This is a genomic window from Demequina aurantiaca, assembly GCF_000975135.1.
GTDB lineage: Bacteria > Actinomycetota > Actinomycetes > Actinomycetales > Demequinaceae > Demequina > Demequina aurantiaca.
This window is the reverse complement of record NZ_BBRF01000001.1, coordinates 286,902-311,176: the sequence shown is the minus strand read 5'-3', so window position 1 is coordinate 311,176 and position 24,275 is coordinate 286,902. Positions and strand designations below refer to the sequence as shown.

The 24,275-nt window shown below is 63.2% G+C and carries 22 protein-coding genes and 1 riboswitch; of the genes, 8 read left to right on the top strand and 14 right to left on the bottom strand.

Features of this window, described 5'->3' with window-relative positions:
* Positions 1 to 32: 32 nt before the first annotated feature.
* From purU to AOP73_RS01300, 6 genes are all read right to left on the bottom strand, one after another.
* On the bottom strand, positions 33 to 884 hold the full coding sequence (purU, locus tag AOP73_RS01325) for a formyltetrahydrofolate deformylase (protein ID WP_061962853.1): 852 nt from the start codon (positions 882 to 884) through the stop codon (positions 33 to 35).
* Between the two features lie 84 nt (positions 885 to 968).
* Complete coding sequence (locus AOP73_RS11675; RefSeq protein WP_084626467.1) at positions 969 to 3,086, bottom strand: acyltransferase family protein; 2,118 nt, start codon at positions 3,084 to 3,086, stop codon at positions 969 to 971.
* Positions 3,087 to 3,147: 61 nt separating this feature from the next.
* Complete coding sequence (locus tag AOP73_RS01315) at positions 3,148 to 3,552, bottom strand: FAD synthase family protein (RefSeq protein WP_061962851.1); 405 nt, start codon at positions 3,550 to 3,552, stop codon at positions 3,148 to 3,150.
* Positions 3,553 to 3,605: 53 nt separating this feature from the next.
* A complete protein-coding gene (locus AOP73_RS01310) occupies positions 3,606 to 4,469 on the bottom strand; it encodes a glycosyltransferase family 2 protein (RefSeq protein ID WP_061962850.1) in 864 nt (287 codons plus the stop codon).
* The gene (locus AOP73_RS01305; protein ID WP_061962849.1) at positions 4,466 to 5,272 is read right to left on the bottom strand and encodes a CDP-alcohol phosphatidyltransferase family protein; all 807 of its coding nucleotides are present in this window, start codon (positions 5,270 to 5,272) and stop codon (positions 4,466 to 4,468) included. The genes AOP73_RS01310 and AOP73_RS01305 overlap by 4 nt, the downstream gene beginning before the upstream one ends.
* Positions 5,265 to 6,479 (bottom strand): CDP-glycerol glycerophosphotransferase family protein, encoded by a 1,215-nt coding sequence (locus tag AOP73_RS01300; protein WP_061962848.1) that lies wholly within the window; start codon positions 6,477 to 6,479, stop codon positions 5,265 to 5,267. Before AOP73_RS01300 ends, AOP73_RS01305 begins: the two co-directional genes overlap by 8 nt.
* Before the next feature lie 176 nt (positions 6,480 to 6,655).
* On the opposite strand from AOP73_RS01300, the gene AOP73_RS01295 reads away from it, so the two are divergent.
* Together AOP73_RS01295 and AOP73_RS01290 are read left to right on the top strand one after the other, a co-directional pair.
* Entirely contained in the window at positions 6,656 to 7,186 is a 531-nt protein-coding gene (locus tag AOP73_RS01295; RefSeq protein WP_061962847.1) for a GNAT family N-acetyltransferase, read from the top strand.
* Between the two features lie 27 nt (positions 7,187 to 7,213).
* Positions 7,214 to 8,062 (top strand): hypothetical protein, encoded by an 849-nt coding sequence (locus AOP73_RS01290; protein WP_061962846.1) that lies wholly within the window; start codon positions 7,214 to 7,216, stop codon positions 8,060 to 8,062.
* Between the two features lie 125 nt (positions 8,063 to 8,187).
* Here the strand turns inward: AOP73_RS01290 and AOP73_RS12130 are convergent, their stop codons facing one another.
* Both AOP73_RS12130 and AOP73_RS01280 read right to left on the bottom strand, forming a co-directional pair.
* Complete coding sequence (locus AOP73_RS12130; protein WP_061962845.1) at positions 8,188 to 9,063, bottom strand: S-layer homology domain-containing protein; 876 nt, start codon at positions 9,061 to 9,063, stop codon at positions 8,188 to 8,190.
* A gap of 133 nt (positions 9,064 to 9,196) precedes the next feature.
* Entirely contained in the window at positions 9,197 to 10,237 is a 1,041-nt protein-coding gene (locus AOP73_RS01280) for a CAP and S-layer homology domain-containing protein (RefSeq protein WP_061962844.1), read from the bottom strand.
* 257 nt (positions 10,238 to 10,494) lie between these two features.
* On the opposite strand from AOP73_RS01280, the gene AOP73_RS01275 reads away from it, so the two are divergent.
* Complete coding sequence (locus AOP73_RS01275) at positions 10,495 to 12,414, top strand: SpoIID/LytB domain-containing protein (RefSeq protein WP_061962843.1); 1,920 nt, start codon at positions 10,495 to 10,497, stop codon at positions 12,412 to 12,414.
* Here the strand turns inward: AOP73_RS01275 and AOP73_RS01270 are convergent.
* Complete coding sequence (locus AOP73_RS01270) at positions 12,411 to 13,532, bottom strand: acyltransferase family protein (RefSeq protein ID WP_061962842.1); 1,122 nt, start codon at positions 13,530 to 13,532, stop codon at positions 12,411 to 12,413. The two genes, AOP73_RS01275 and AOP73_RS01270, sit on opposite strands and share 4 nt — an antisense overlap.
* Before the next feature lie 65 nt (positions 13,533 to 13,597).
* A riboswitch (ZMP/ZTP riboswitch) is annotated at positions 13,598 to 13,681 on the top strand.
* A 53-nt stretch (positions 13,682 to 13,734) separates the two neighbouring features.
* Between AOP73_RS01270 and glyA the strand changes: the two genes are divergently transcribed.
* The 5 genes from glyA (at position 13,735) to AOP73_RS01245 (ending at position 18,690) form a co-directional block, all read left to right on the top strand.
* Positions 13,735 to 15,027 carry a serine hydroxymethyltransferase gene (glyA, locus tag AOP73_RS01265; protein WP_061962841.1) on the top strand — a complete coding sequence of 431 codons (1,293 nt, stop codon included), beginning with the start codon at positions 13,735 to 13,737 and terminating at the stop codon, positions 15,025 to 15,027.
* A gap of 23 nt (positions 15,028 to 15,050) precedes the next feature.
* The gene (locus tag AOP73_RS01260; protein ID WP_061962840.1) at positions 15,051 to 15,959 is read left to right on the top strand and encodes a bifunctional methylenetetrahydrofolate dehydrogenase/methenyltetrahydrofolate cyclohydrolase; all 909 of its coding nucleotides are present in this window, start codon (positions 15,051 to 15,053) and stop codon (positions 15,957 to 15,959) included.
* Between the two features lie 129 nt (positions 15,960 to 16,088).
* Positions 16,089 to 17,213 carry an acyltransferase gene (locus AOP73_RS01255; protein WP_061962839.1) on the top strand — a complete coding sequence of 375 codons (1,125 nt, stop codon included), beginning with the start codon at positions 16,089 to 16,091 and terminating at the stop codon, positions 17,211 to 17,213.
* Positions 17,214 to 17,222: 9 nt separating this feature from the next.
* Positions 17,223 to 18,026 carry an exodeoxyribonuclease III gene (locus AOP73_RS01250; RefSeq protein ID WP_061962838.1) on the top strand — a complete coding sequence of 268 codons (804 nt, stop codon included), beginning with the start codon at positions 17,223 to 17,225 and terminating at the stop codon, positions 18,024 to 18,026.
* 103 nt (positions 18,027 to 18,129) lie between these two features.
* Positions 18,130 to 18,690, top strand: coding sequence for a hypothetical protein (locus AOP73_RS01245; RefSeq protein WP_061962837.1), 561 nt, complete (start codon positions 18,130 to 18,132; stop codon positions 18,688 to 18,690).
* A gap of 34 nt (positions 18,691 to 18,724) precedes the next feature.
* Here the strand turns inward: AOP73_RS01245 and AOP73_RS01240 are convergent, their stop codons facing one another.
* The 5 genes from AOP73_RS01240 to AOP73_RS01220 all read right to left on the bottom strand — a co-directional run bounded on the left by AOP73_RS01240 (position 18,725) and on the right by AOP73_RS01220 (position 24,206).
* Positions 18,725 to 19,846, bottom strand: a complete 1,122-nt coding sequence (locus AOP73_RS01240; RefSeq protein ID WP_061962836.1) for an Mrp/NBP35 family ATP-binding protein — start codon at positions 19,844 to 19,846, stop codon at positions 18,725 to 18,727.
* Positions 19,847 to 19,885: 39 nt separating this feature from the next.
* Positions 19,886 to 20,428 carry a DUF1003 domain-containing protein gene (locus AOP73_RS01235; RefSeq protein WP_061962835.1) on the bottom strand — a complete coding sequence of 181 codons (543 nt, stop codon included), beginning with the start codon at positions 20,426 to 20,428 and terminating at the stop codon, positions 19,886 to 19,888.
* On the bottom strand, positions 20,421 to 21,719 hold the full coding sequence (locus AOP73_RS01230; RefSeq protein WP_061962834.1) for a magnesium transporter MgtE N-terminal domain-containing protein: 1,299 nt from the start codon (positions 21,717 to 21,719) through the stop codon (positions 20,421 to 20,423). Before AOP73_RS01230 ends, AOP73_RS01235 begins: the two co-directional genes overlap by 8 nt.
* Positions 21,720 to 21,781: 62 nt before the next feature.
* Complete coding sequence (locus AOP73_RS01225; RefSeq protein ID WP_061962833.1) at positions 21,782 to 22,726, bottom strand: phosphotransferase; 945 nt, start codon at positions 22,724 to 22,726, stop codon at positions 21,782 to 21,784.
* 4 nt (positions 22,727 to 22,730) lie between these two features.
* Positions 22,731 to 24,206, bottom strand: coding sequence for a pyridoxal phosphate-dependent decarboxylase family protein (locus AOP73_RS01220; RefSeq protein ID WP_160295412.1), 1,476 nt, complete (start codon positions 24,204 to 24,206; stop codon positions 22,731 to 22,733).
* Positions 24,207 to 24,275: the final 69 nt, after the last annotated feature.

The window sequence follows — 24,275 nt, the reverse complement described above, 5'->3', positions numbered from 1 at the left end:
CCCCTTGAGGGCGACGCTACCCAAAGCAACGTCTATTTGAAGACGATGGTCCGGTGGCCGTCGAGAAGTACCCGGTGTTCGGCGTGCCAGCGCACCGCTCGTGCCAGTGCGCGACGCTCGACGTCCGCGCCAATGGCGGTCAGAGTTTCGGGCGTGTAGCTGTGGTCCACTCGATCCACATCTTGCTCGATGATGGGGCCCTCGTCGAGGTCCGCCGTGACGTAGTGTGCGGTCGCGCCGATGAGCTTGACGCCTCGGTCGTGGGCTTGGAAGTAGGGCCGTGCGCCCTTGAAGGATGGCAGGAACGAGTGGTGAATGTTGATGGCCCGGCCTTTGAGGGCATCGGCCATCGGCTCGGAGAGAATTTGCATGTAGCGGGCAAGCACCACAAGTTCGGCGTCGAGCTCGTCGACGAGGGCGAGTACCTGCTGCTCGGCATCGGCCTTAGTGTCGGGCGTCACCGGAATGTGATGGAAGGGCTTGCCATAGAACTCGGCGAGTTCGCGCAGGTTGGGGTGATTGCCGACAATCGCAACGATCTCCACCGGGAGCGTCCCCGCGCGTTCGCGGAACAGCAGGTCGTTTGCGCAGTGCTCGGACTTGGAGACCATCACGACGGTGCGCATCTTGCGGCCGGCGATGTCGAGTCTCCATGTCATCTGAAACTCGCTAGCGATTTCTGCCACTGCTGCTTCGAGCTCGGATTCGCCCGCTGAGCACGCTACTTCGACACGCATGAAGAACAGGCCAGTGTCTGCGTCGCCGAACTGCTGGGACTCGGTGATGTTGCCGCCGTGACGCGCCAGCAGACCGGTGACGGCGTGGACGATGCCTGGCCGGTCGGGGCAGGACAGGCTCAATACAAAGGCGGTGGGTTGACTCATGGGCAAAGCCTATCGGGGCCAATGTGGAGCCTAATGCGCAGTCCAACGAATAGAGTCATGTTCAGATGCAATGGGGTAGCACTACTAAGGTCCGCTTGTGGTGGCAAACACGTCCCGTAGCGCAAAATCCAACTGCGGTGCGAGGAGCGGGATCAGGGAATCGACGTAGGTCACAGTGAGATGGCTACTGTCGCGATAGACCAGCTTGCTATTGATTACTGGCTGGCACATCTCCTCAGGACAAACCGCGAGCGTCATGTCGATACTCTCGATTCCAGTCGATATTTTGGCGGGTAGCTGGGCCGCGGCGCCCGACCGCTCTACCCCCTCCTGTCTATCGAATGCGCACGCTTCGAGGTCATCTGGATTGTCCTGGACGCACTCATAGACTGTGGTTCCAAGAGGCGGAGTGGGGTTGTCGTAGAACACAATCAGCTTGATACCAGCCGACTTGATCTTGTTCCATTGGCTGGTGAGGCCCCGCACCGCCGCATCCTGAGACAGCACGTCACTCGAGTCAGATTCGTAAGCGAGGTGTTGGTATCCAGATGTGATCACCGCGTCCGGAGGATCAGCAAGGAGTGCATCAACCACTTCGTTGTTCCAACTGTCGCATTCGGGGTAGTGCGTTGCTTCTGGGAGATATGTCGTGGCAGCATCCATGAATGGGCACCACGTCTTGGTCATAGTCTGAATGTGCCACCCGCGTTGCCTACCGATTTCGTCCATCGCCGTGTACCACTGGAGAATCTTCGAGTCGCCGACCATGACAATCCGATCACTACTACTGAGATCACCGATGTCGCAAATGCTGGGAACTACGTCGGACTTTTGAACTTGGCACCCCAGATCGTATGCCACGGGGCGATCGCCCTTCGCTTTGTCGGGCGTCGGAGTGAATGGCGCCCCAGGCGCGAGCGGCGTGGGATCAACCGATGGGAGCAGCGGCTCGACCTCAGTGGAGGTGGCTGCATCAATTGATTCCGTGCTCGCAGGTGACGCTGGAACGTCAGCGTTGGTCCAAGTTGGCTGTGTACTGACGACAATCAAGCCGACTGCGATTCCGCTGGTCACAAGAGCAGCTCCCCACCACAGGCCGCGGAGGGGAGGCTCAGTGAGAAAGCTGGAGCGTCGGACAGGATCCTCGATCCAGCGCTTGCTGAGATAAGCGGGAATGATCGAGCAGCCAACGACAACTAATTTCTGGAGTGTCGTGAGGTCTCCGAATGCCCACTCGGCACCAACGAGCAGTGGCCAGTGCCAAAGGTAAAGCGAATATGAGAGCCCGCCTATCCAAACGAGCGGACGTAGACCGAGAATCCTCGATGGCCACGGGGTCAAGGCTCGTCCTGAGCTAGAGCCGGCCACTATTACACCGGCAGCTCCGACTACCGGTAGGAGAGCAAGAAATCCTGGCCAAGCATGATTGTCGTTGAGTAAAATAGCACTTGCCGTGATGAGCGCCAGAGATATCATTCCAATAGGCAGCCGCAAGCCTTTAATTCTCACGCGCCAGAACGATGCGGTAATGGCAAGTAGCGCGCCCACGCCAATTTCCCAAATCCGAGCCGATGTTTCGAAGAATGCATACGCCGCATCAACTGAAGTGGAATGAACTGACCAGAGGAACGAAAGCGTGACGATAATAGTGACGGCTACTCCCGAAACTCGGGAAAATGACCAGCCGTAGCGACGAGCGATCAAAGCCGCAATAATCAACATTGCGGGCCATAGGACGTAGAACTGCTCCTCTACGGACAGAGACCAGAAGTGCAACACCGGAGACGGATCGATGTCCTCTGCGAGGTAGTCGACTGCACGATCGGCGAATCGCCAATTGACTAGGAATCCAGACGCTGCTGCGATATCGCCGCCAAATACACTTCGTTGCAAAGTCGGCCCTAGCCCGACAGTCACAACAGCTGAGAAGATCAGTACCGTCAGGGATGCAGGCAGTAGGCGCTTAATCCGGCGCGCATAAAACAATCTCCAGCGAATACGTCCGTTGGCGTTATGGTCACGGAGTAAAACCCCTGTAATAAGGAAGCCAGATATAACGAAGAATATATCTACACCTATGAACCCCCCGGGTACGCTGGCGCCAGCATGGTACAAGAGGACCAAGGTCACAGCGAGTGCGCGCAGTCCTTCTATATCAGGGCGGAAACTAGAATTCGGGGGCCGCGCGGTTGTTGAGGTCATGGATTGATAGAACTGGGTGGCAGTGACTGAGGCGAGGGCTCGACGCTAGCGATACTGATTGCTAGTCATCAATACGGCTGCGGATGTCCTGAATGATGTCGGTGGTCGAGATGTCGTCCGTGCGCGGAAGGTATTTGACCTCGCAGATGTCCTTGAACTCGTCGAAGCGTCCCTCCCAGTCGTTTCCCATCACCAGAATGTCGGCCTTGTGCTCAATGAGGTACTGACGCTTGAGGTCGAGCGACTCCTCGATGAAAACCTCGTCCACACAGGCCATGCTCGCGACGATCTCGAGCCGGTGTTCCTGACGGTAGACGGGGTATCGACCCTTCTTCGAGAAATTCATGGCATCGGTCGAGACGCCCACGGTGAGGTGATCACCAAGGTCGTGGGCGCGCGTGAGGATGTTCACGTGGCCTACGTGAAAGACGTCGAAAGTTCCGAACGTGATGACCTTGATGCTCATTGCTACTCCCTATTCGGCCTCAGCGGCGTGCTAGTGGACGTTCCCCAGCGGTTTCAGATGATTGGAGGGCGACCGCGCTTGGTCATTTGCCAGACGGTGTCCCAACCTATGGGGCGGCGCGCGCCACCATCTGTGCGCAAGCCAGCACAGGCGCCCTTGACCCAGGCTAGCGCTGACGACGGGTGGCGGGCGGTGCGGGCAAGCGAGACGGCCGACCAGTTGAAGATGTAGGCGACGGCCACGGGGCACGGCAGGTTGCGCTTGGCGAGCCACACCCGGTTGCGGGCATTGAGCCACAGTTGGTCATCGTGACGCGCCGGATCGATCAGCGGGTGATGCGCGATCAGGTCGGCCCGGTACTCGACCGTGTAGTTTGCGTCCCACACTCGCCATGCGAGCTCGATTCCTTCGTGGGCATAGAAGAATCGAGAAGCCCACCCGCGGGCAGACTCGAGTGCCTGTTCACGAACCGCAACGGACCCCTCCAGGACAGAGAACACCTCGGAGGAGCGCATCGGGTCCTTGTCGCGCATGCGCGGCACCCAGCGCTTGGCACTGACACCTTCCGGTGACGCGATGCGAGTCTGCACCACGCCCAGGGTCGAATCATCCTCAAACATGCGCTCGATGCGGGCCACGGTGTCGTCCTCCGGGAGCATGGCATCGTCGTCAAGAAAGTAGAAGTAGCTACCGCTAGCCACTTTGACGCCCTTGTTCCGCCCCTTGGGAATACCGACGTTTTTCGTCAAATAGACCGTGCGTACCGCATCGGGCAAACCGATGGGGTCCCAACCATTGCCCACCACGATGACCTCAAGCGAAACTCCTTGCTGGGCAAGGAGACTGTCCACGGCGGCGCCGAGTTCCTTGGGGCGGTCGCCCTGTGACAGCACCACCGCGGACCATGTCACGCTCACTGGTTGGGGTTCCTCAGCAGCGACGAGGTGAGAATCGCGACCATGTGGCCGGCGATAACGAACGGGGCGGCGACCGCCAAAACAATGAGCGCGACAGCCACGCCGTTAAATCCGGCGATCAGACCCACGATCGCGACGGCGAGAACCACGAGCGTCTGCTCCACCGAGTGGTAGGCGCGGTGAATCGGTACAAAGTTGGCGGCACGGCGCGCAGTCGCAACCCAGCCCACGCGGGGGGCCGATGTGCCATCGGTCTTCTTGGGCAGGTCTAGCCCAGACTCGACCCGGGACATGCGCGACGCCTCGTTGAGTGACTTATTGACCAGGACGAGAACTCCGAGAACGGCACCCACGAAGGCCCAAGCCCAGTTGCTGTCCGAGGACTCGATGGTCAGACGTAACCCAATCGCGATGGGGATGAGTGACTCAGTGGTCGTATGAGCGAATCGGTCCAAGAAGATTCCACGTGGTCCCATCTTGCGGGTCCAGCGGGCAACCTCGCCGTCCGAGGCATCGAGCAGCATCTGCAGCATCGCGAGCACGGCGGCGACAATTGGCCCGGCGATGCCGGGGATGAAAAACGCGGCGGCCGCGGCCCAGCCGCACAGAATCATGCCGACGGTGACACCGTTCGCGGAAATTCCCGCGTGCACGAAGGTGCGGGTGAGGTAGGGAGAGATGCTCCTGGTAAAAACGTCTCCCGTCCAGTGCTCCGCGTTCTTCCGTTTGCGGATCGAGTCGGGTTGGCAGACCTCACGGATCTGCTCGATGGTGGGTCGCTCGGGGCGGGGTGCGTCACTCATCGTCTGTTCCCTCGGTTCTGGTGGCCTGCTCGTCTCGAAGTCGGGCGATGTTCTTACACTCACGGACGAAAGCTTCCATAGCATCGGGACCTGTCTTGCCGTCAAGATAATACTGAGCCATCTGCTCAAGTACTGCCGGAATTGATTCGTCGGCAGTGGCCTGGCGGACCAAGGTCGCAGTCGTGGCGGCGCCTTCTACGGTGATCCGTGGGCAGACGCGCACCATGCGGGATGGTGAAGTGGGCACCGCCTCGGGTTCTGCAGGCACAGTAATGAGCAGTGGGCGCCGCTGCGAGAGCCAGTCCACGCACATTGCTGAGATGTCGGAGATCAGTACGTCGGCGGCCCCAAACGCTGCACCGGCGTCGCGGCTGGTGTCAATGCGTCCGCGTTCTCCCAACGTTTCGATGTACGCGCGGATGGCAATGTCGGCGTCGCGGAAGGACTTGTCCGAAGCGCCGGTACGCGGATGTGGGCGATAGACAATGGTGAGCCCAGGATCCGCAGCGAGTGACTGCACGATGGCCATCCCGTGGGACTTGACCGAGGAGTAAGCGTTTACGTCCTGCGAACCCTCCCAGGTGGGGGCATACAACACTGTGGTGGCGGCATCGTCCTCGCGTGTCGACAGTTCCGGCAACTGTGGCCTTCCGACGACGCGAAGGTGGGACTCCGCATCGAGGAACAGGACCGACGACGTGTAGCGGTCCACGGCCGCCTGGCCGGCCACAAAGGCGAAGTCGAAGCCCTTGACCTGGTTGGACACCGACACCGACTTATCGCTGTCGCCGTGAGCCAGAAAGATGTGCGCGACGTGAGTGGAGCGAAGTCCCACAGCGTTGTTGTTGGAGTGCCCAACGTAGATCGCGATGCGCGCGCGCGAGCGCCGAATGAGCGCGGAGTACGTGCGGTTGAGGGCCACGATGAGCACGGGCAGGTCGATCTCGCTGCGGATGGCGCGCGCCGTGCGACTGTCCTGAGTCACGATGGTCACGCCCATCTCGCCGTCGAGCTGTTCGAGCGCGCCGTACCACTGGCGGATTTGGTAGAGGTTTTCGACGGTGTCGGGAAAGAACACCACTGCACCGGACTCGATGACGTAGTCGCCAAGGATTTCATCCTCGCCGAGCCCGTCGGGGATGCCTCCGGGCAGGAGGCCTAGACGGCGAATGGTGCGGCCGGCTTGTCTACGGAGTGTTCTAAGCATCGTCGTTCTGGAATGTCCTTAACGGCTGAGTGGTTGCTGGCGGGGAAGTCCTGGCGCTAACCCTAACCTGTAGCGCCTGCGCGGCCCCGCTGGCGTGCCTGGCGTAGACGCTACGAATTGGCATCGAAACCCGTGTGGTGGGCGTCGTCCGACCCAACGCGTGCCACGATGGAGGCATGAGCGAGAAGAGCCAGCTGAGAATCGATGTTGTGGGTGCGTCCGATTCGGGAGAACTACTGACGTTGCGGCGTGCCGCGTTCGTTTCCGAGGCGCAGATTTTCAACGATCCGAACATTCCTGCGCTCACGCAGTCTCTCGAGGAACTCGAAGTGGACCTCGCCGAAGACGACGTCGTCACGTTGGGCGCTTGGGAGGGTCACCGCATGGTGGGCTCCATCCGTGTGGGCATCGAGGACCAGAAGGCGACCATCGGCCGCCTGGCCGTGGCACCCGACCAGCAGGGCAAGGGCATCGGCACGCAGCTTCTCTTCGCGGTCCTCGGTTACTTGCCGGAGAACACCGCCGAGGTGTGGGTCTTCACCGGCCAGAACTCCAAGCACAACATCGCGCTGTACAACAAGGCGGGCTACGAGCACCAGTTCGACCAGGTCGCGGGCGACCTTACCTACGCGTACCTGCGCAAGGTACTCGAATCAGGCATGGTCATCGATGAGTTTGATGACTCCGCGGTGCGTGGCGACAACTAGACCGGGCCGCGCGAGGCAGGCGGCGCCATGAACTGGTACACGGACAACATTCTCGATACAGGGCGAGCGCCTGCGCTGTGGTTGCTGATCGGATTTATTGTCACGTTCGCCATGACGCGCGCGATTACTCGCAAGATTCGTGGTGATCAGAGCCAACCAGCCGAAGAAAAGCCGGCCGATGAGAAGGGCGGACTGCTCTCCGATATCCACATTGGTGGCGTGCACATCCACCATCAGGTGTGGGGGATCCTGCTGGTCTTGGTGACGGGGACACTGCAGTTTCGGTACGCGCCGGAGCACCCCTGGGCTGAGGTGCTGGCCGTACTCTTTGGCGCTGGAGCTGCGCTTGCGCTCGATGAGTTCGCATTGTGGTTACACCTAGATGACGTCTATTGGAGCAACGAGGGGCGCAAGTCCATCGATGCGATCCTCGTGGCCGGTGTCCTCGCTGCAGCGTTGCTCATCCAGGTATCACCAGGGGATCTTGGCAAGGCCGCGGACGAGTCACGTTGGGTGTTCGTCACAGTTCTGTTTTTTCACGCCACGTACGTGATCATCACGCTACTTAAGGGCAAGCTTCTCTTTGGGCTCGTAGGCTTCGTGGTGCCCTTTGTCGGAGTGGTGGGCGCGATTCGACTTGCCAAGCCCACTTCCTTTTGGGCGCGTCGCTTTTATGGCGAACGCAAACTTGCGCGGGCAAACAGTCGGTTCTCGGAGCAGTACCAGCAACGATGGGATCGTTTCCGCGACGCCATTGGAGGCGACCGCGGCATCAGCATGCCGAATACCATCGACGATGCTGTGAACAAGAACTTGCGTCGTGCCACTCACGATGACGCACCGCCGCCTCAGAATTCACGCGGACCCGGGAAGTGACCTTCGGTGCTTAGGCCCCGCCCTATCGCGTTGACGGCATGCAAAAAGAGGGGCGTCCGCGCTTTCGCGCAGACACCCCTCCCTCGGATGGGATCGGCTAGCGGCCGACCCGTTTCAAGGTCAATTTAGGGCAACGTGTCGCAGGCGCTGCCATCCTTGTCGCGGTCTAGCCTCGCGAAGTCGCCGTATGCCGGGTAGTACTTGAGATACCAGGCTTGGGCTTGAGCATGCGTGGCGAAATCGGAACAGTCCTTGTCCGCTGGTCTTGATGGCGTAGGTGAAGCAGGCGGAGCCGGGGGAGGAGAGCAGTTGGTAGACGTCAACGGGGTACCGCGTCCGGTGTCGAAGCGGTAGAGAAACGCGGCCATTGCCTCGCGCGTGATGGCATTACCAGGACGGAACTCGCGGCACCCATATCCGGTGCTGTATCCGGTCGTGATTCCCTCGTTTGCCATCCAGTCAATCTCGTCATAGAACTTGTCGTAGAAGGCCACGTCCGTGAAAAGTTCGTCGTAGGACGACCAGTGGTTGTCGCCCGATGCACGGTAGAGGAACGCCGCCATCGCCTCACGGGTGATCTTGGCGGAGGGACGGAAGGTGCCGTCGGACCAGCCAGTGGTGATGCCGGTCTTAGAGAGCCAGACGATCTCCTTGTAGAACTGATCGCTCTTGCTGACATCCTTGAAAGGCGACTTGGAGGGGAGCTTTACCTTGGGAGATCCCTCGAGACGGTACAAGAAGGCGGCCAACGCCTCGCGGGTGACAGCTGACGTGGGGCGAAAGGTGCCGTCGGCATAGCCCGTCGTGATGCCCTGGGAAGCGAGCCAGGAAATTTCAGTTCGGAACTGGTGCGATGATGGCACGTCGCTGAACTTCTTACCGGCCGCAGTGGCGGGTGCCAGTGCGGACAGGCTCGCGATGATCGCGAAAACAAAAACGAAGAGAGCCAGTCGTGCCGCCACCTTGGGTGGGCGGGCAGGCGTCAATGCATGCGGAGTCATGAGATTCCCCTCAGAATCATGTGAGTGTGCCGCGGCGATGCGGCAGCAGCGGAAGTTTACCAGCGCGCATAGCCCTCATTGACCCACTGAACGCAACCGTTTGCGGTCGCTAGGGGTGGTGCCGTCTGGAGGTTCAGCCCAGGAGAGAGCGCCCGCGGTAAAGGAAGGCCGCCGTCGCCTCTCGAGAGACGTCGGCATAGGGCTTAAACGAGCCATCCGAGTAGCCAGTGGTGATGCCGCTCTTTGACAGCCACAAGATTTCGGTCGCGAATTGGTCGCCGCGGGCTACGTCGCCAAACGGTGCCGACTTTGGCGCAGAGGTGGCCGGAGAACCAGCAGCGCGGTACAGGAACGCCGCTATCGCCTCACGGGAGATGTCGTCCCCCGGCCGGAACGTACCATCGGAATAGCCGGTGGTGATTCCCTGGCTCGCCAGCCAGGTGATCTCGCGGTAGAACTTGTCGCCAGGGGAGACGTCGCTGAAGGGGCTTCTCGACGGGGGTGAGTAGTTTGGCGCGCCCTCAATTCGGTACAGGAACGCGGCAAAGGCTTCGCGAGTGACGGAACTCTGCGGCTGGAAGTGACCGTTCGCATATCCGGTGGTGATTTCCCGGTCCACCAACCATTCAATCTCGGACGAGAACTGGTGGCTCAGGGGCACATCTGTGAACGTGCTGCTGTACTTGCCAAAGTCCTGCACGGCAAATGCACAGTCCGAGCCGCCGTCATAAGCAAAGCCGATGCCGATGTGGGAGTACGAGCCGTTCAGCATGTTCTTTCGATGCCCGTCGGACTTCTTCCAGCCGTTCATGATGGTGGCCGCGTTGCCCTTTACGCCGCCATAACCGCAGGCGTAGGCGACGTTCTCGCCCCAGGCGCCCAGACCTTGCTGAGGCATCTGGCTTCCGAAACTTGGGTTGTGAGAGAGGCTATCGCTCGCCAGCATCTTCTGAGCCCAACGCTGCGCGACGCTGTCGATGCTGCTGTCGCGAGTCAGGTCGCTGCGGCCGTTGCTGTCTCGATAGCTATTGGTCGCGGAGAGGATGTAGTCAGAACCCACCTGTGTGGAGCTCGAGGCGGCGTGCACGGCGCTGGGTAGCGCCAGCGATCCGACGACAGCGGCCAACATCACCAGTCCCGTTGCGCGAAGATGCGAGCCTGACAGGTGTGCCACGTCTTCCTCCCTTGGGGCACCACTACGGCGGTGCCCGATGTGTCTCTCGTACGCTGTGCCCATTGTTCGAGGGGAACATGTCACGGAACAAGCGAATGTGACGTATTCCTCACCCGGTTCGGCCGGTGGCGCGGGGTTGCCGCCACGTAGAGTTCATGTCGGCAGATTGAACGCGACCCTTGACTCCACATTCACATGTGTCACACTGGTCACTCTGGTTGCGTTGATTGTTGGACTATCCGAAGGCGGATGAAACTATGGCTCCTCGTTCCTACCGACGGCGTTGGAGTGCGCTCGCAGCAGCGCTGATCGCGGTCCTCGTGAGCGTGCCGCTGACAACCACGGCCACGGCCGCGCCCAAGAGCTTTCCGGACGTTCCCGCGACCCACCAGTTCTTTACTCAGATCACGTGGCTAGCCGCCGAGGGGATCACCACCGGCTACGCCGACGGCACGTTCCGCCCCAAGGACTCGGTGAGTCGCGAGGCCTTCGTCGCATTTCTCTACCGGATGGACGGAAGCCCCAAGGTTTCTCTGCCCTCGTCATCACCGTTCAAGGACGTGAAGAAGACGGACCAGTTCTACAAGCAGATCGTGTGGGCAGACCAGGCGAATATCACGACGGGCTACGCCGACGGTACCTTCCGTTCCACCACCAAGATCTCGCGTGAGGCGATTGCGGCCTTCCTGTATCGGTTCGAGGGGCGCCCCTCAGTGAGCCTGCCCAAGAGCTCACCCTTCAAGGACGTAAGTAAGAGCGATCAGTTCTACAAGGAGATTGTCTGGCTCGACAAGGCGGGAATCACCACGGGCTACTCCGATGGCACCTTCCGCTCCAAGACAAACACGTCGCGTGAGGCGATTGCAGCATTCCTCTACCGACTGAGTGGCAGCCCAGCCGTCAGCCCCCCTCCCGCCTCAATTCCGTCGAGCTTCACCGTGTCGGGCTCCGGATGGGGACACGGCGTGGGAATGTCGGCGTGGGGTGCGCTCGGCATGGCGAAGGAGGGTTCGTCCGCTACCCAGATCCTCCAGCACTACTTCACTGGAACCAAGGTGCAGGAAGCCGCGGCAAACAACGACATCCGCGTCGAGGTCTTTGGCTCCGGATCCGACAACCGTAATAGCGTTAGCGTCGTAGTGCGCTCTCCTGGAAGTGACTCGACGGACGACGGTCAGTGGCGCATGCGCTTCTACAACTGGAAGGACGGCGCCGCTGAACTGAGCACCTCGTGGACCGGCAAGAACAACGAGGATTTGATGGTGACCCGCGACGGGACCAAGGTCATCGTTACTCGTGAGGACGGCACTAAGGCCACCGCGACCAAGGATGTCTCTCTGCAGTGGGAGGCCACCTCCTACTACCAGTCCACGTCGCCGGAGGACCCATACGTCGAACTCCTAGACAAGGAGGGTGGCACCAGGCAGACCAAGGGGCAGTACCGCCACGGCAAGCTGTTGATTTCCGTACCGGATGCCCGATCCGCCTACTCGCGCATCATCGTTTCCAACGAACTCAAGCTGAACACCGAATACCTCTACGGGTTGGGCGAGGTCCCTTCGTCATGGCCCGCGTCCACGCTGCAGGCCTTCGCCATCGCCGCCCGAGGATTCGCGCTCAACGCCGACAAGACTTACAGCGCGACCTGCAACTGCAACCTCTACGACGACGACCGAAGCCAGGTTTTTGTGGGCTGGTCCAAGGAGAACGAGGGCACCAACGCCTACTACGGCAAGAAATGGGTTGCCGCCGTGGACGGAACGAACAACTCGACCGGCTCTCGCGGAGACATCCTGACGTACAACGGCTCAATCGCGAAGGTGTACTACTTTGCGCACTCCGGAGGTCAGACCGAGAACAGCGAGGACATCTGGGGTGGCGTGTTGCCTTACATGAAATCCGTCGATGATCACTGGTCGAATGACCCCAGCATCGTCAACAACAAGTGGACCTACACGTTGACTCAGGCGAAGGCGAAGAGCGTCTTCGGCCTGTCCGATGTGGTCTCCATCAAGGTGACGTCACGCACCGCTGGTGGCTCAGACGCCGCGGCGAAGGCTGTCACCGCCACGTCCTCTACGGGCAAGACCTCGACGATTACCGGCCCCGAGAGCATCCGCAGCAAGTTGGCCGCCGGGAAGTCACCCTGGCTCTGGAGCTTTACCGCGAAGTACTAGAGCTTGACCAGGTCTTTCTCGAGTCGGCGCCGCATTCTGCTAACGGTGTTGCGTTCCACGAAGTAGTAGACCGCCCACGCCAGCGCGATACAGAATCCGGTCGCGAGGGCGAGCACGGCGAATGCGGGAAGCTTGTCCTCGAGGAGGCTGATGATCCACCAACCCCAGTACTCGTGCAGCAGGTAGAGCGGGTAGGTCAACGCACCAAGCACGAGGAACTTCTTGCCTCCCAGCTGCGACATCCGCGTCAAGGTGAGTAGGGCTACCAGGCCGATGGAGCCGACCACGATGACCCAACCGACGTAGGGAGGGAAGTCGCGGTTGGTGAGTCCATTGACGATGCGGTCCAACGTCACCTGACCCGAATAGCCTGCAGCAAGCAGGGTCGTGAAGGCAACCACGAGCCACGCCATTAAATTGCGAGGATCACGCTTGACGATAAAGAGCGCCATGCCCGCGCTAAACAGAGGTGCCCACTCGGCGACGAGCACTTCACTCAGCAGGGCCGAATCAGTGGTGAGTGCAATTCCACTCAGGATGGGCCAGATGAAGCAGAAGGCAAGCACCCTGCGAGTGGTGATCCCGATCGCGACGAAGATCCCGATCAGGATGTAAAAGCGAAGCTCGGCCCACAGCGTCCAATACACCCCATCGACGTCGCCGATGCCGAACGCACGCTGCACCATGGTGAAATTGGTCGCCGCGTCAGTGGCGCTTCGCTCCGAACCACCATCGACGATTGCTCCACCCGTGCGCCAGATGACAAGAAGCAAGAGTGAACTCAGCGCCACGCACGCCCAATACGCCGGAAAAAGCCGCGAGATGCGGCTGGCAGCAAACTTCGGGACACCGGCATTCCAGGCCGTCATCAGAATGACGAAGCCGCTGATCACAAAGAAGATGTCGACACCAAAGGCGCCGAGACCTGTAATGAAGGACAGTTGGGGGAATACCGTCTCGACGGGCTGACCCCAAGCGTTGTTGCTACGGGCAGTGAAATGGAACGCCAGTACCGCGAGTGCCGCCAAGAAGCGGAGCCCGTCGAGTGCGTACAGGCGCGAGACGGCGGGGCGCTTGTCGTCGGGCGTTGAGGGGACAGTCACGCTCGTTTCGGCCATAGTGCGCAGGTTAACAGCGGGCGGCGCCGGCACCGATCGCCCACGCCCTACGACCTTGCTAGACTGACCAACGTCGCGACTGGCGCAGTGGGTTACCACGAGGGAGCGGCACTGGAAAAGACTGATGGTCGTACGCCTGGGCCATGGTCACCGGAGAACTGACAAGCCGGCGGCCTGCCCGCCTTGACCTAAAGGAATGCCCATGAGCACCGATTCCAGCGCCACCGCAGCAGTCATGAACTCGACGCTGCAGGACTACGACCCCGACATCGCCGCCATCCTGGACAGCGAACTCGCCCGTCAGCAGGGCACGCTCGAAATGATCGCCTCCGAGAATTTTGTGCCGCGCGCGGTGCTGCAAGCTCAGGGCTCGGTCCTGACCAACAAGTACGCCGAGGGCTACCCCGGCCGCCGCTACTACGGTGGCTGCGAGGAGGTCGACAAGGCTGAGAATCTCGCCATCGAGCGCGCCAAGTCCCTCTTTGGTGCGGAGTACGCCAACGTGCAGCCCCACTCGGGTGCGACCGCCAACGCGGCCGTCCTGCACGCGCTGATCAAGCCCGGCGACAAGATCATGGGCCTCTCTCTTCCCCACGGTGGCCACCTCACGCACGGCATGAAGCTCAACTTCTCCGGCAAGCTCTATGAGGTTGCCGCGTATGGCGTCGAGGAGGACACCCACCTGGTGGACATGGACCGCGTCCGCGAGCAGGCGCTCGCCGAGCGTCCCGACGTCATCATCGCCGGCTGGTCCGCCTACCCCCGTCACATGGACTTTGCGGCCTTCCGCGCCATCGCCGATGAGGTGGGCGCCAAGCTGTGGACCGACATGGCCCACTTTGCCGGACTGGTTGCCGCTGGCCTGCACCCCAGCCCCGTACCCCACTCCGACGTGGTCTCCACCACCGTGCACAAGACCTTGGGTGGCCCTCGTTCCGGCCTGATCGTGTCGCGCGACATGGAACTCGCAAAGAAGCTCAACTCCGCGGTGTTCCCTGGCCAGCAGGGCGGCCCGCTCATGCACGTGATTGCCGCCAAGGCCGTCGCGCTCAAGGCAGCCGCCGGGGCAGAATTCAAGGAGCGCCAGGAGCGCGTCCTTGAAGGTGCGAACATCATCGCCGAACGCCTTGTCTCTCCCGATGCCATCGAAGCCGGCGTCAACGTCGTCTCCGGCGGCACCGACGTCCACCTGGTGCTCGCGGACCTGCGCAACTCACAGCTCGACGGCCAGCAGGCCGAGGACCTCCTTCACGAGTGTGGCATCACCGTCAACCGCAACGCAGTGCCGTTCGACCCCCGCCCGCCGATGGTCACGTCCGGCGTGCGCATCGGCACGGCGGCGCTGGCTTCGCGTGGCTTTGGCGCCGAGGAGTTCACCGAGGTCGCCGACGTCATCGCGACGGCGTTGAAGGGCGGCGCGGACACCGCTGCGCTGCGTGCACGTGTCCTCAAGCTCACCGATGGATTCCCCCTCTACGACGGGCTCCAGCAGTAGTAGCAGGGACACGGGAGTCTGACATGACCGCACAGAATTCAGCACCAGTAGTCAATTCAGCGCAGATCCTCGACGGCAAGGCCACTGCCGCCGCCATTAAGTCGGAACTCACCGAACGCGTCAGCGCTCTCAAGGCTCGGGGCATCAACCCGGGCCTTGGGACGCTGCTCGTGGGCGCGGACCCGGGTTCCACCTGGTACGTCAACGGTAAGCACAAGGACTGCGCCGAGGTGGGCATCACGTCCATCCGCGAAGACCTGCCGGAGACCGCTACGCAGGAGGACATCGAGGCGGCCGTTGCGCGCCTCAATGAGAACCCCGACTGCACGGGCTACATTGTCCAGCTCCCGCTTCCTGCGGGGATCGACACCAACCGCGTCCTCGAGTTGATCGACGCGGACAAGGACGCGGACGGCCTGCACCCCACCAACCTGGGGCGCCTGGTCCTGCGCACCGCGGAAGACGTCACGAGCTCGTTGCCGTGCACCCCCAAGGGCATCATCGAACTCATCGAGCGCCACGGCATCTCGCTGAACGGCAAGAACGTGACCGTGGTGGGCCGGGGTACCACGGTGGGCCGCAGCATCGGCTTGCTGCTGACCCGCAAGGCCGTGAACGCAACCGTCACGCTCTGCCACACCGGTACCGGAGACCTCGCGAGCCACACCCGTGACGCGGACGTGATCGTCGCCGCCGCAGGAGTCCACAACCTCATTGGCGCGGACATGGTCAAAGACGGCGTGGTGCTCATCGACGTGGGTGTCTCACGCGTCACCGACCCGGAGACCGGCAAGTCCAAGGTGGCCGGAGACATTGCGGCCGATGCCGTGGCAAAGTCCTCCTGGTACTCGCCCAATCCCGGGGGAGTGGGTCCGATGACCCGCGCGATGCTACTGAGCAACGTCGTCGAAAGTGCCGAACGCGCCAACTAAAAAACGCAGCCCGGGAGTAAGCCCAGGGCCTCGAGCGTTACCTCTTTGTGACATTTGAGAGGTTCAACCCATCACTGCGCAGTGCGGCGCCCAATCCTTGGCGCCCACAGCGTCGGAACGGGGACGCCCATGTCTAAGCAACGCAACTCGGTCATCGAGGTGTACCGCATCCTCGCAATGCTGGCGATCGTGTCGTACCACTACGGCGTGCACGGTGGCGTGCTGGGATCAGCGGAACCCGGCGACGCCGAGCGGTTCCTCACCGGCTACTCCACGATGGGTAAGTGGGGTGTGGACGCGTTTGTGCTGATCGGTGCGTACTTCATGGCCCAGTCCACGTTCCGATGGCGCGGGCTCAGGTCCATCCTGATTCAAGTGTGGAGCACTTCGTGGATGATCCTCGTCGTCGCGTTGATCTGGTTGCCGGATCGCGTCGACACGGAGACCACCTGGCGCGCTATCTTCCCAGTCGCGACCGAGTTCTACTGGTTCGTCACCATCTACGTGATGCTGATGATTCTGTCGCCGTTCATCAACCTGCTGGTCAAGGCCATGACGCAGCGCCAGCACCTGACGCTGATCGCCATCCTGCTGGTGGCATGGAGCCTGCTCTCGGTCATCCCGGACGTCAAACTGGGCGCCAACAGCATGACGTGGTTCGTCGCTCTCTACCTCGTCGCCGCGTATGTCGCCAAGTATCGGCTGCGTGGGCCCGCCAAGTGGTGGGCAGCATCGGCCGTCGGCTTTGCCGTGCTCGTGCCGGTGACGACACTTCTTGCGAGTGACGTGGCCGCTGCCAACCCCGGACTTGGCTTCGACCCGGAGCTGATGCGCTCGCAATACGCACCGTTCGTGGCGCTGTCCGCGATCAGTGGCTTGGTGGCCGTGACCAAGATGCGGCCGCGCGTGTCTCCCGCGGTCAACACCATTGCCGCCGCGACCTTTGGCGTCTACCTCATCCACGACAACGCCATCCTGCGCTCGCTGATCTGGGAAGACTGGGTGGGCACCGAGCGGGCCGCCGCTGACCCGTCAACGCTGTGGTGGCAAGCGATTGGGTTCACGTTGATTGTCTACGCGGCGGCGACCGCGATCGAACTGGTCCGAGACCGATTGGTCCAGCGGCCGCTCATGAGAATCGGCGACAGGATCTTTGCTCCTCGTGCGCGTTCGGGGAGTTCCACCGGCACCACGTCCGATGCTGGGCACGGCAATGACGCTTCCTCGTCGAGGGAATACGTCACGTCCCGTTAGGCTCGACTCATGCGAATTGTGTCCGTGAATGTCAATGGAGTCCGTGCCGCCCTCAAGAAGGGCATGACCGAGTGGATGGACGGCGTCGAGGCCGACGTCATCTGCCTGCAAGAGGTACGTGCGCCCGATGAGGTGGTCACCGCCGCCTTCCCGGACACGTGGCACGTGGAGCACCAGGCATCGGAGCAGAAGGGCCGCTCCGGCGTCGCGATCCTGTCGCGTACCGAGCTGACGGACGTGGTCTACGGATTGGGCGTCGCTGGCGCGATTCACTCCGAGGCAACTCACACCGGCCGCTGGGTCGAGGCCACGGTCCAGAGCGCCGCAGGTCCCGTGCGCGTGGTCTCCACGTACGTGCACTCCGGCACCGCGGGCACGCCCAAGATGGACGACAAGTACGAGTTCCTCGAGTCGATGACCGCGCGGCTGGCCGAGCTGGCCGACGAGTATGAGCGCGTGGTGGTGATGGGCGATATCAACATTGCGCACACCAACAACGACATCAAGAACTGGAAGGGCAACCTCAAGGCCGCGGGCTTCTTGCCAGAAGAACGTGCCTACCTCGACCGCTGGTTCGCCGCTGGCTGGGTCGACACGCACCGCCAGGTCGTGGGCGACGCCGAGGGCGAGTACACGTGGTGGTCCATGCGCGGTCAGGCGTTCGACAACAACGCCGGCTGGCGGATCGACTACCAGCTCGCCACCCCCACCTTGGCTGCGGCGGTGACGGCCGCCCGGGTGGATAGGCAGGCCTCCTGGGACTCGCGTTGGACCGACCACGCGCCGCTCGTCGTCGACTACGACCTGGGATAGCCGCCGCTGCGCCAAGACGGTCGACGCCGCAGGAGGTGAGCGCCCTCGCCCTCGTGCGATGATGGGCTGAAGCAGACCTCAGTGTTCGACAAAGGAGTAGCCCATGGCCACCACGCCCAGCCCCGAGTCTCAGCCCACCGCGCCCGCGACGCCGGGCGAAACCAGCGCATCGGCCGATGCTCCCAAGCAGTCCCGTACGGCCCGCGCCAGCGAGGTGGGCACGTCATTTCTGGAGTCGTTGCGCCGCAACCGCATGGGGGTACTGACCGCCGCATTGGTCGTAGCCTTCGTGCTGGGGTTGCTGCTTTCCGTGCTGGTGCCGAACAAGCCCGGCGCCTTCGCGATGATCATCCTCGGCGCGTTCATGGCCGCGGCGGTGGGCTTCACCGTCCGCTACCTGTCCGAGGCTAAAGGACTGCTCACCCAGATTGTGGCGTTCGTGGCCACCGGGCTGGGCGTACACATCATGGCGATCACCGGGGCGGCATCGGGCTCCGTTTCCGCGCTCGAGCAGTTCGGAGCCTCAGGTCCTGGCTTCAACGACGCACTGCTGATCGCACTCGCCACTCCGGCCATCTCCGCGGGTGGGGTGCTGGCCGGCCTGGTGGCCGCGATCATCGTCGGCTGGGGCGAGAAGCCCTCGGGTCGCATCGACCTCGACTAGACGGACGCGCCACCGGACCGGGGCGCGCGTATGACTACTTGGGTGTGACGCCCAGCGAACGACCCGCAAGGCCGCGCTGACGGCTGGCGAGCATGCGCGAGATCTTGCGCAATTCGACCGCGGCGGGGGATTCCGGGTGAGCGAGAACCACGGGAGTGCCGTCGTCGCCGGCTTCACGCGCCTGAATGTCGAGGGGAATCTGGCCCATGAGCGGCACCGAGGTGCCGAGCACCTTGGTGAGACGGTCGGACACGATCTGCCCTCCACCGGAGCCAAAGATTTCCAGGCGCGAGCCATCGGGCTGTTCAAGCCAGGCCATGTTCTCGATGACGCCCACGACGTTCTGTGAGGTCTGCGTGGCGATGGAGCCCGCACGCTCGGCTACGTCCGCTGCGGCCGACTGCGGGGTGGTGACGACCAGGAGTTCGGCGTGCGGAAGCAACTGTGCAACCGAGATGGCGATGTCACCCGTGCCCGGGGGCAAGTCCAGCAGCAGCACGTCCAGGTCGCCCCAGTACACATCCGCGAGGAACTGCTCGATTGCGCGGTGCAGCATGGGTCCGCGCCAGACCACCGGCTGGCCGGAGGGCACGAACATGCCGATGGACACGGCCTTGACCTCGTTCGCGATCGGCGGCAGCAGCATGTCGTCGATGCGCGTGGGCTGGCCTTCGACGCCCAGCATGCCGGGAATCGAGAATCCGAAGATGTCCGCGTCGAGCACGCCCACCTTGAGTCCATCGGCCGCCATGGCCGCCGCAAGGTTGGCGGTCACGGTGGACTTGCCCACCCCGCCCTTGCCCGAGGCGACCGCGTAGATGCGCGTCATGTTGCCGGGCTGCGTGAACTGGATGACCGGCTCAGGCTTGCCGCCGCGGAGCATGGAGCGCAGGCCGAGGCGCTGCTCCTCGCTCATCACACCGAGCTCGATTTTGACGTCGGTCACGCCTGCCACTGAGCTTGCGGCCTTGCTCACGTCGTCGGTAATGCGGGCCTTCATGGGGCAGCCCTCGGTGGTGAGATCAATGCCAACGGTGGCCACGCCATCGTCTGATAGGTCGACGGAGCGCACCATGCCGATTTCCGTAATGGGACGGCGGATTTCCGGGTCGATGACCTTGGACAGGGCAGTCTGAATGAGTTCAACCGTAGGCATGTGTCCATCGTAGGCGGTTGCCCTGGCCGAACGAAACGACTACTTCTTGGGACGCTCCGTCTTTGAGGACGAGCGTTCGCGAGGACGCTCATCATTGCCGGCCTCGTCATCCGAACGCAGCTCCTCGAGCAGGGCACGTAGCTCGGAGCGAACGAAGTCACGCGTGGCGGTGTCGGAAACCGCGTGGCGCAGCGCCGCGACCTCGCGCGCCAGGTACTCCGTGTCCGCGAGCGAGCGCTCGGCCCGTTGGCGGTCCTGCTCGGCCCCCACCTTGTCGCGGTCGTCCTGACGGTTCTGCGCGAGCAGGATCAGGGGCGCGGCATACGAGGCCTGGAGGGACAGCATGAGCGTCAGAGCGGTAAAGCCGCGAGCCGCCGAGTCAAAGCGCATCTCGGCTGGCGCCCAGATGTTCCATGCGATCCACGCGATGCAGAACACCGTGAGGTAGAGCAGGAAGCGGGGCGTGCCGAGGAATCGCGCAATGCCTTCGGAGAAGGCGCCAAAGCGGTCCGAGCCTTTGGGCCCGCGTCGCCAGGACAGGCGACGTTGGTCGGACTTGGGGCGGTCGAGGCGTTCAGCCATCGGAGCCTCCCTTGGTGGTGGGGATTTCTTCGCTCACGTCGAGTTCGGTCTGTTCGCGCCAGTCGGCCGGCAGCAGGTGGTCAAGCACGTCGTCAATCGAGATGGCTCCCAGAAGGCGATTGTCGTCGTCCACCACGGGCAGCGCGAGGATGTCGTAGGCCGCCATCAGGCGCGAGATCTCCGCGAGGGTGTCGGTAACAGCGAGTGCAGAGATAGCGGGGTCAACAAAGCCACCAATGGATTCATGCGGCGGCTCGCGCAGCAGACGCTGAATGTGCACCAGGCCGATGTACCGGCCAGTGGGGGTCTCCACGGGAGGGCGCACCACGAACACCATGGACGCGAGGGCCGGCGGCATTTCCTGGCGACGCACCATCGCGAGGGCGGTGGCCACCGTGGTCTCCGGGCCCACGATCACGGGCTCGGTGGTCATGAGACCACCGGCAGAGTCGTCGTCGTAGTCCAGCAGCTGGCGAACCGAGTTGGCGTCCTCGGGCTGCATCAGTTGCAGCAGCGCCTCGGCCTCGTTCGCGGGCAAGTCGCCCAACAGGTCGGCCGCGTCGTCGGGATCCATGGCCTCCAGCACGTCCGCCGCACGCTCGGAGCGCAGCGTGGACAGCAACTGGATCTGGTCTTCCTCGGGCAGCTCTTCGAGTACGTCGGCAAGCCGCTCGTTGTCCAGCGCGGCGGCAATTTCCGCGGAGCGCTGGGGAGACATCTCCATCAGCGCGGCGGCGAGGTCGGCCGGCTTGTGGTTGGCAAAGGTCTGAATGACCAGGGCCGCACCCTGCAACTTGTCGCGGATTGCCAGGCCAGTCACGGCATCGGCGTCGACCACAAACGTCTCGCCCTTACGTGAGAAACCCAGCACACCCTTGCGGCGTTCGGCGCTGCGCACATACAACTTGGTGACGCGCCACGTGCGCGTGTGGTCGCGCTCGATCGCGATGTCCTCGATGTGTGCGGTGGACTTGTCTTCCTTGAGCTTGACGCTGCGCTCAAAAAGTTCGGCGATGGCGAGCGTCTCGGAGCCGCGGGCCTGGAAACGGCGCAAGTTGATCACGCCCGTGCAAATGACCTGGCCGGCGGCAATTGAGGTGACCCGAGTCAATGGCATGAACACACGGCGACGGCCCGGCACCTCGACGACGAGGCCCACGGCGGTGGGAGCGCCACTGCGACGTACCAGCATCACGACGTCGCGTACCCGGCCCACGGAGTCGCCAATGGGGTCGAACACGGTAGTGCCCGCCAGGCGCGCGACGTAGACGCGGTCATTCGTGGTGCTCATGCGCATCATCTTAGTGCCGCAAGGTGACGTACCCAGGGAGCCGATGCCGTCCGTCGGGTGGTCTAGGAGGCATCGGGCGGCGTGGGGTCGCCTGAGGTCGAGAGGGCCGCGACCCCTAGGGATACCAGGGCGTCCCAGCCACATGCGGCATAGGGGCCGTCGGTCATGGTCGCAAGTGTGACGGCGTAGGCGACTGCCTCGGCCTTCGCGCGTTCGCGGGTGGCTCGGGTGACGCCGCCGTAGGCCTCCACCATGACGCGCCACAGTGATGGGCCCAGGAGGACGTAGGCCTGGCCCAGGTCCGTGGCGCGATCCCCGGCGCCCGCGTCTCCCCAGTCGATGATTCCGGACAGCCTGCCGTCGGCGGTGATGACGTTCTGGCCGTGGAGATCCAGGTGCGCACAGACTCGCTCAGGTCGTGGCCCGCGTGCGCCGCGACGGATGAGTGCCTCCGCGGCGTCGACGTCGAGCACGGCCCCGTTGGGAGCGGGATGAGTGCTCTGCTGGCTGGCGAGTGCATCGATGCGCGCGCGTGCCCGGTCGAGGCGCTCGGACAGCGGGCTGGAGCGGAAAGGGTTGATGGGGGCGTCGGCGGGCGCGGGCTGGTGGAGGGCGGCGAGGGCGAGCCCCAGGTCGCGAGCGCCCAGCGCACTGAGGGGTTCGTCGAAGGCGAGGTGACCCTCGATCCACGGCACCACCGACCAATGCCAGGGGTAGCTGGCTGATGGATCGCCGATGCGCACCGCGAGCGGGGCGCGAAACGGCCAGTCCCGGCCGACGCGCGGCAGCCACGCCAGTTCGGTGGCGACCAGCGTGGATGCGATGGCGCGACGGGGTAGACGGACGGCGAGGTCATCGCCCAGGCGCCACGTCACGTTGTCCCACCCCTCGTGGCGGTCACCCAGAGGCAGGTGCGCGAGGTCGGGGTGTTGCTCCTTGAGAAGGGTCGTCACGAGCGCGCCATCGATCCTGACCTCGGGGGGCGGCGTCGGGGCGAACTCGTTCACCCTCCTAACGTAGCGTCACTGCCCCCCAGGCCCGCAAGAGTGCGATGGCGCTGGCATCGACGTCGTCCGCGGTGGTCGCGGCATCGGACACCGACAGTCGCATCGCGCGCCGGCCTTGCCACTCGCTGGCCCCCGCCCACATGGTGCCGTCAGCCTGAATGGCGTCGATGACCTGGGTGGTGGTGGCGTCGTCCCCAAAGGCAACCAGGACCTGGTTGAGCACAGGGGTGCAGAGGATTTCCACTCCACCGTCCGCCAGCGTGTTGGCGAAGCGGGTGGCGAGGTCACAGGTGCGGTCGATGAGGTCGGCGAGGCCCTCCTTGCCGTGGCTCGCGAGCATCGCCCAGGTCTCGATGCCGCGGGCGCGTTGCGAGATTTGGATGCCACGGTTCATCGAGGGGGGAGAGCCCTCGGTCGCCAGGTAGGCGGCATCAATCGACATCGCGCGCACCAGGGCGTCCACATCGCGCACGATGACGATGCCCGAGTCGTAGCCGACATTGAGCCACTTGTGGGCGTCAGTCGTCCATGAGTCAGCCAACTCGCTACCCGCGACAAGGTGGCGACGCTTGGGCGAGGCCGCTGCCCACAAACCGAACGCGCCGTCGATGTGAACCCAGCCGCCGCGCTCGCGGACGCCGGGAATGATGTCGGCGAACGGGTCGGAAGCGCCAGTGTTGACGTTTCCAGCCTGCAAGATGACCAGGGTGTCCTCGCCAGTGTCGGCAGGGAAGGCATCGGCCCGGATTGCCCCGGTCTCGTCGGTAGGGACGTGCTCGATATGCGCGGTGCCGAAGCCGGCGAGGCGCAGCGACTTGTAGACGCTCGCGTGTGCCTCCGCTCCGAGGATGATGCGCAGGGCCGGGGCGCCGACAAGACCGTCTCGAGCGACGTCCCAGCCCTGCTTTGCGTAGAGCGCGTCGCGCGCGGCGATGATCGCCGTGAGGTTCGCAACAGTCGCTCCTCCGCAGAATGACGCCACGGCGCTGGAGGGCAGGCCGAGTGCGTCAACGACCCATGTGCCGGCCACATCGTCCAGAGTGGCGGCCACGGGAGATTGGACGGGCATGGCGGCGTTCTGGTCCCACGTGCCCGCGAGGATTGAGGCGGCCTGCGCCGCAGGGTCGATGCCGCCGTTAACAAAGCCAAAGTAGCGGCCGTGAGTGCTGACCACGGTCGCGGGGGAGCCGAACGTGTCCAGCTCGGCCAGCACCTCGCGCGGCTCGATAGGCGAGTCCTGCAGGGGGCGACGGAAGACGTCTAGGCCCGCCAAGGCATCGGCCGGGGCGACGGAACGGTAGGACGCGTTGGCGACGTAACTGCCAGAGCGGCGCGCAGCCTCCGTGATGACGGCCAGGCGCTGGCGGGTGCGGCCGCGCGAGACGGGGTTGGTGTGGACCCGGTCCATCGCGGCGGCCAGATCCGCGTGAGTGGGTTGAGTCGAAGGGCGGCTGGCCTGCTGTGTCGTGTCGATGCTCATATTCTGAGCGTACGCCCGACTGGACCCGATATGCAGGTGCCAGTATGGCACCATCTGGCACTTGTAATT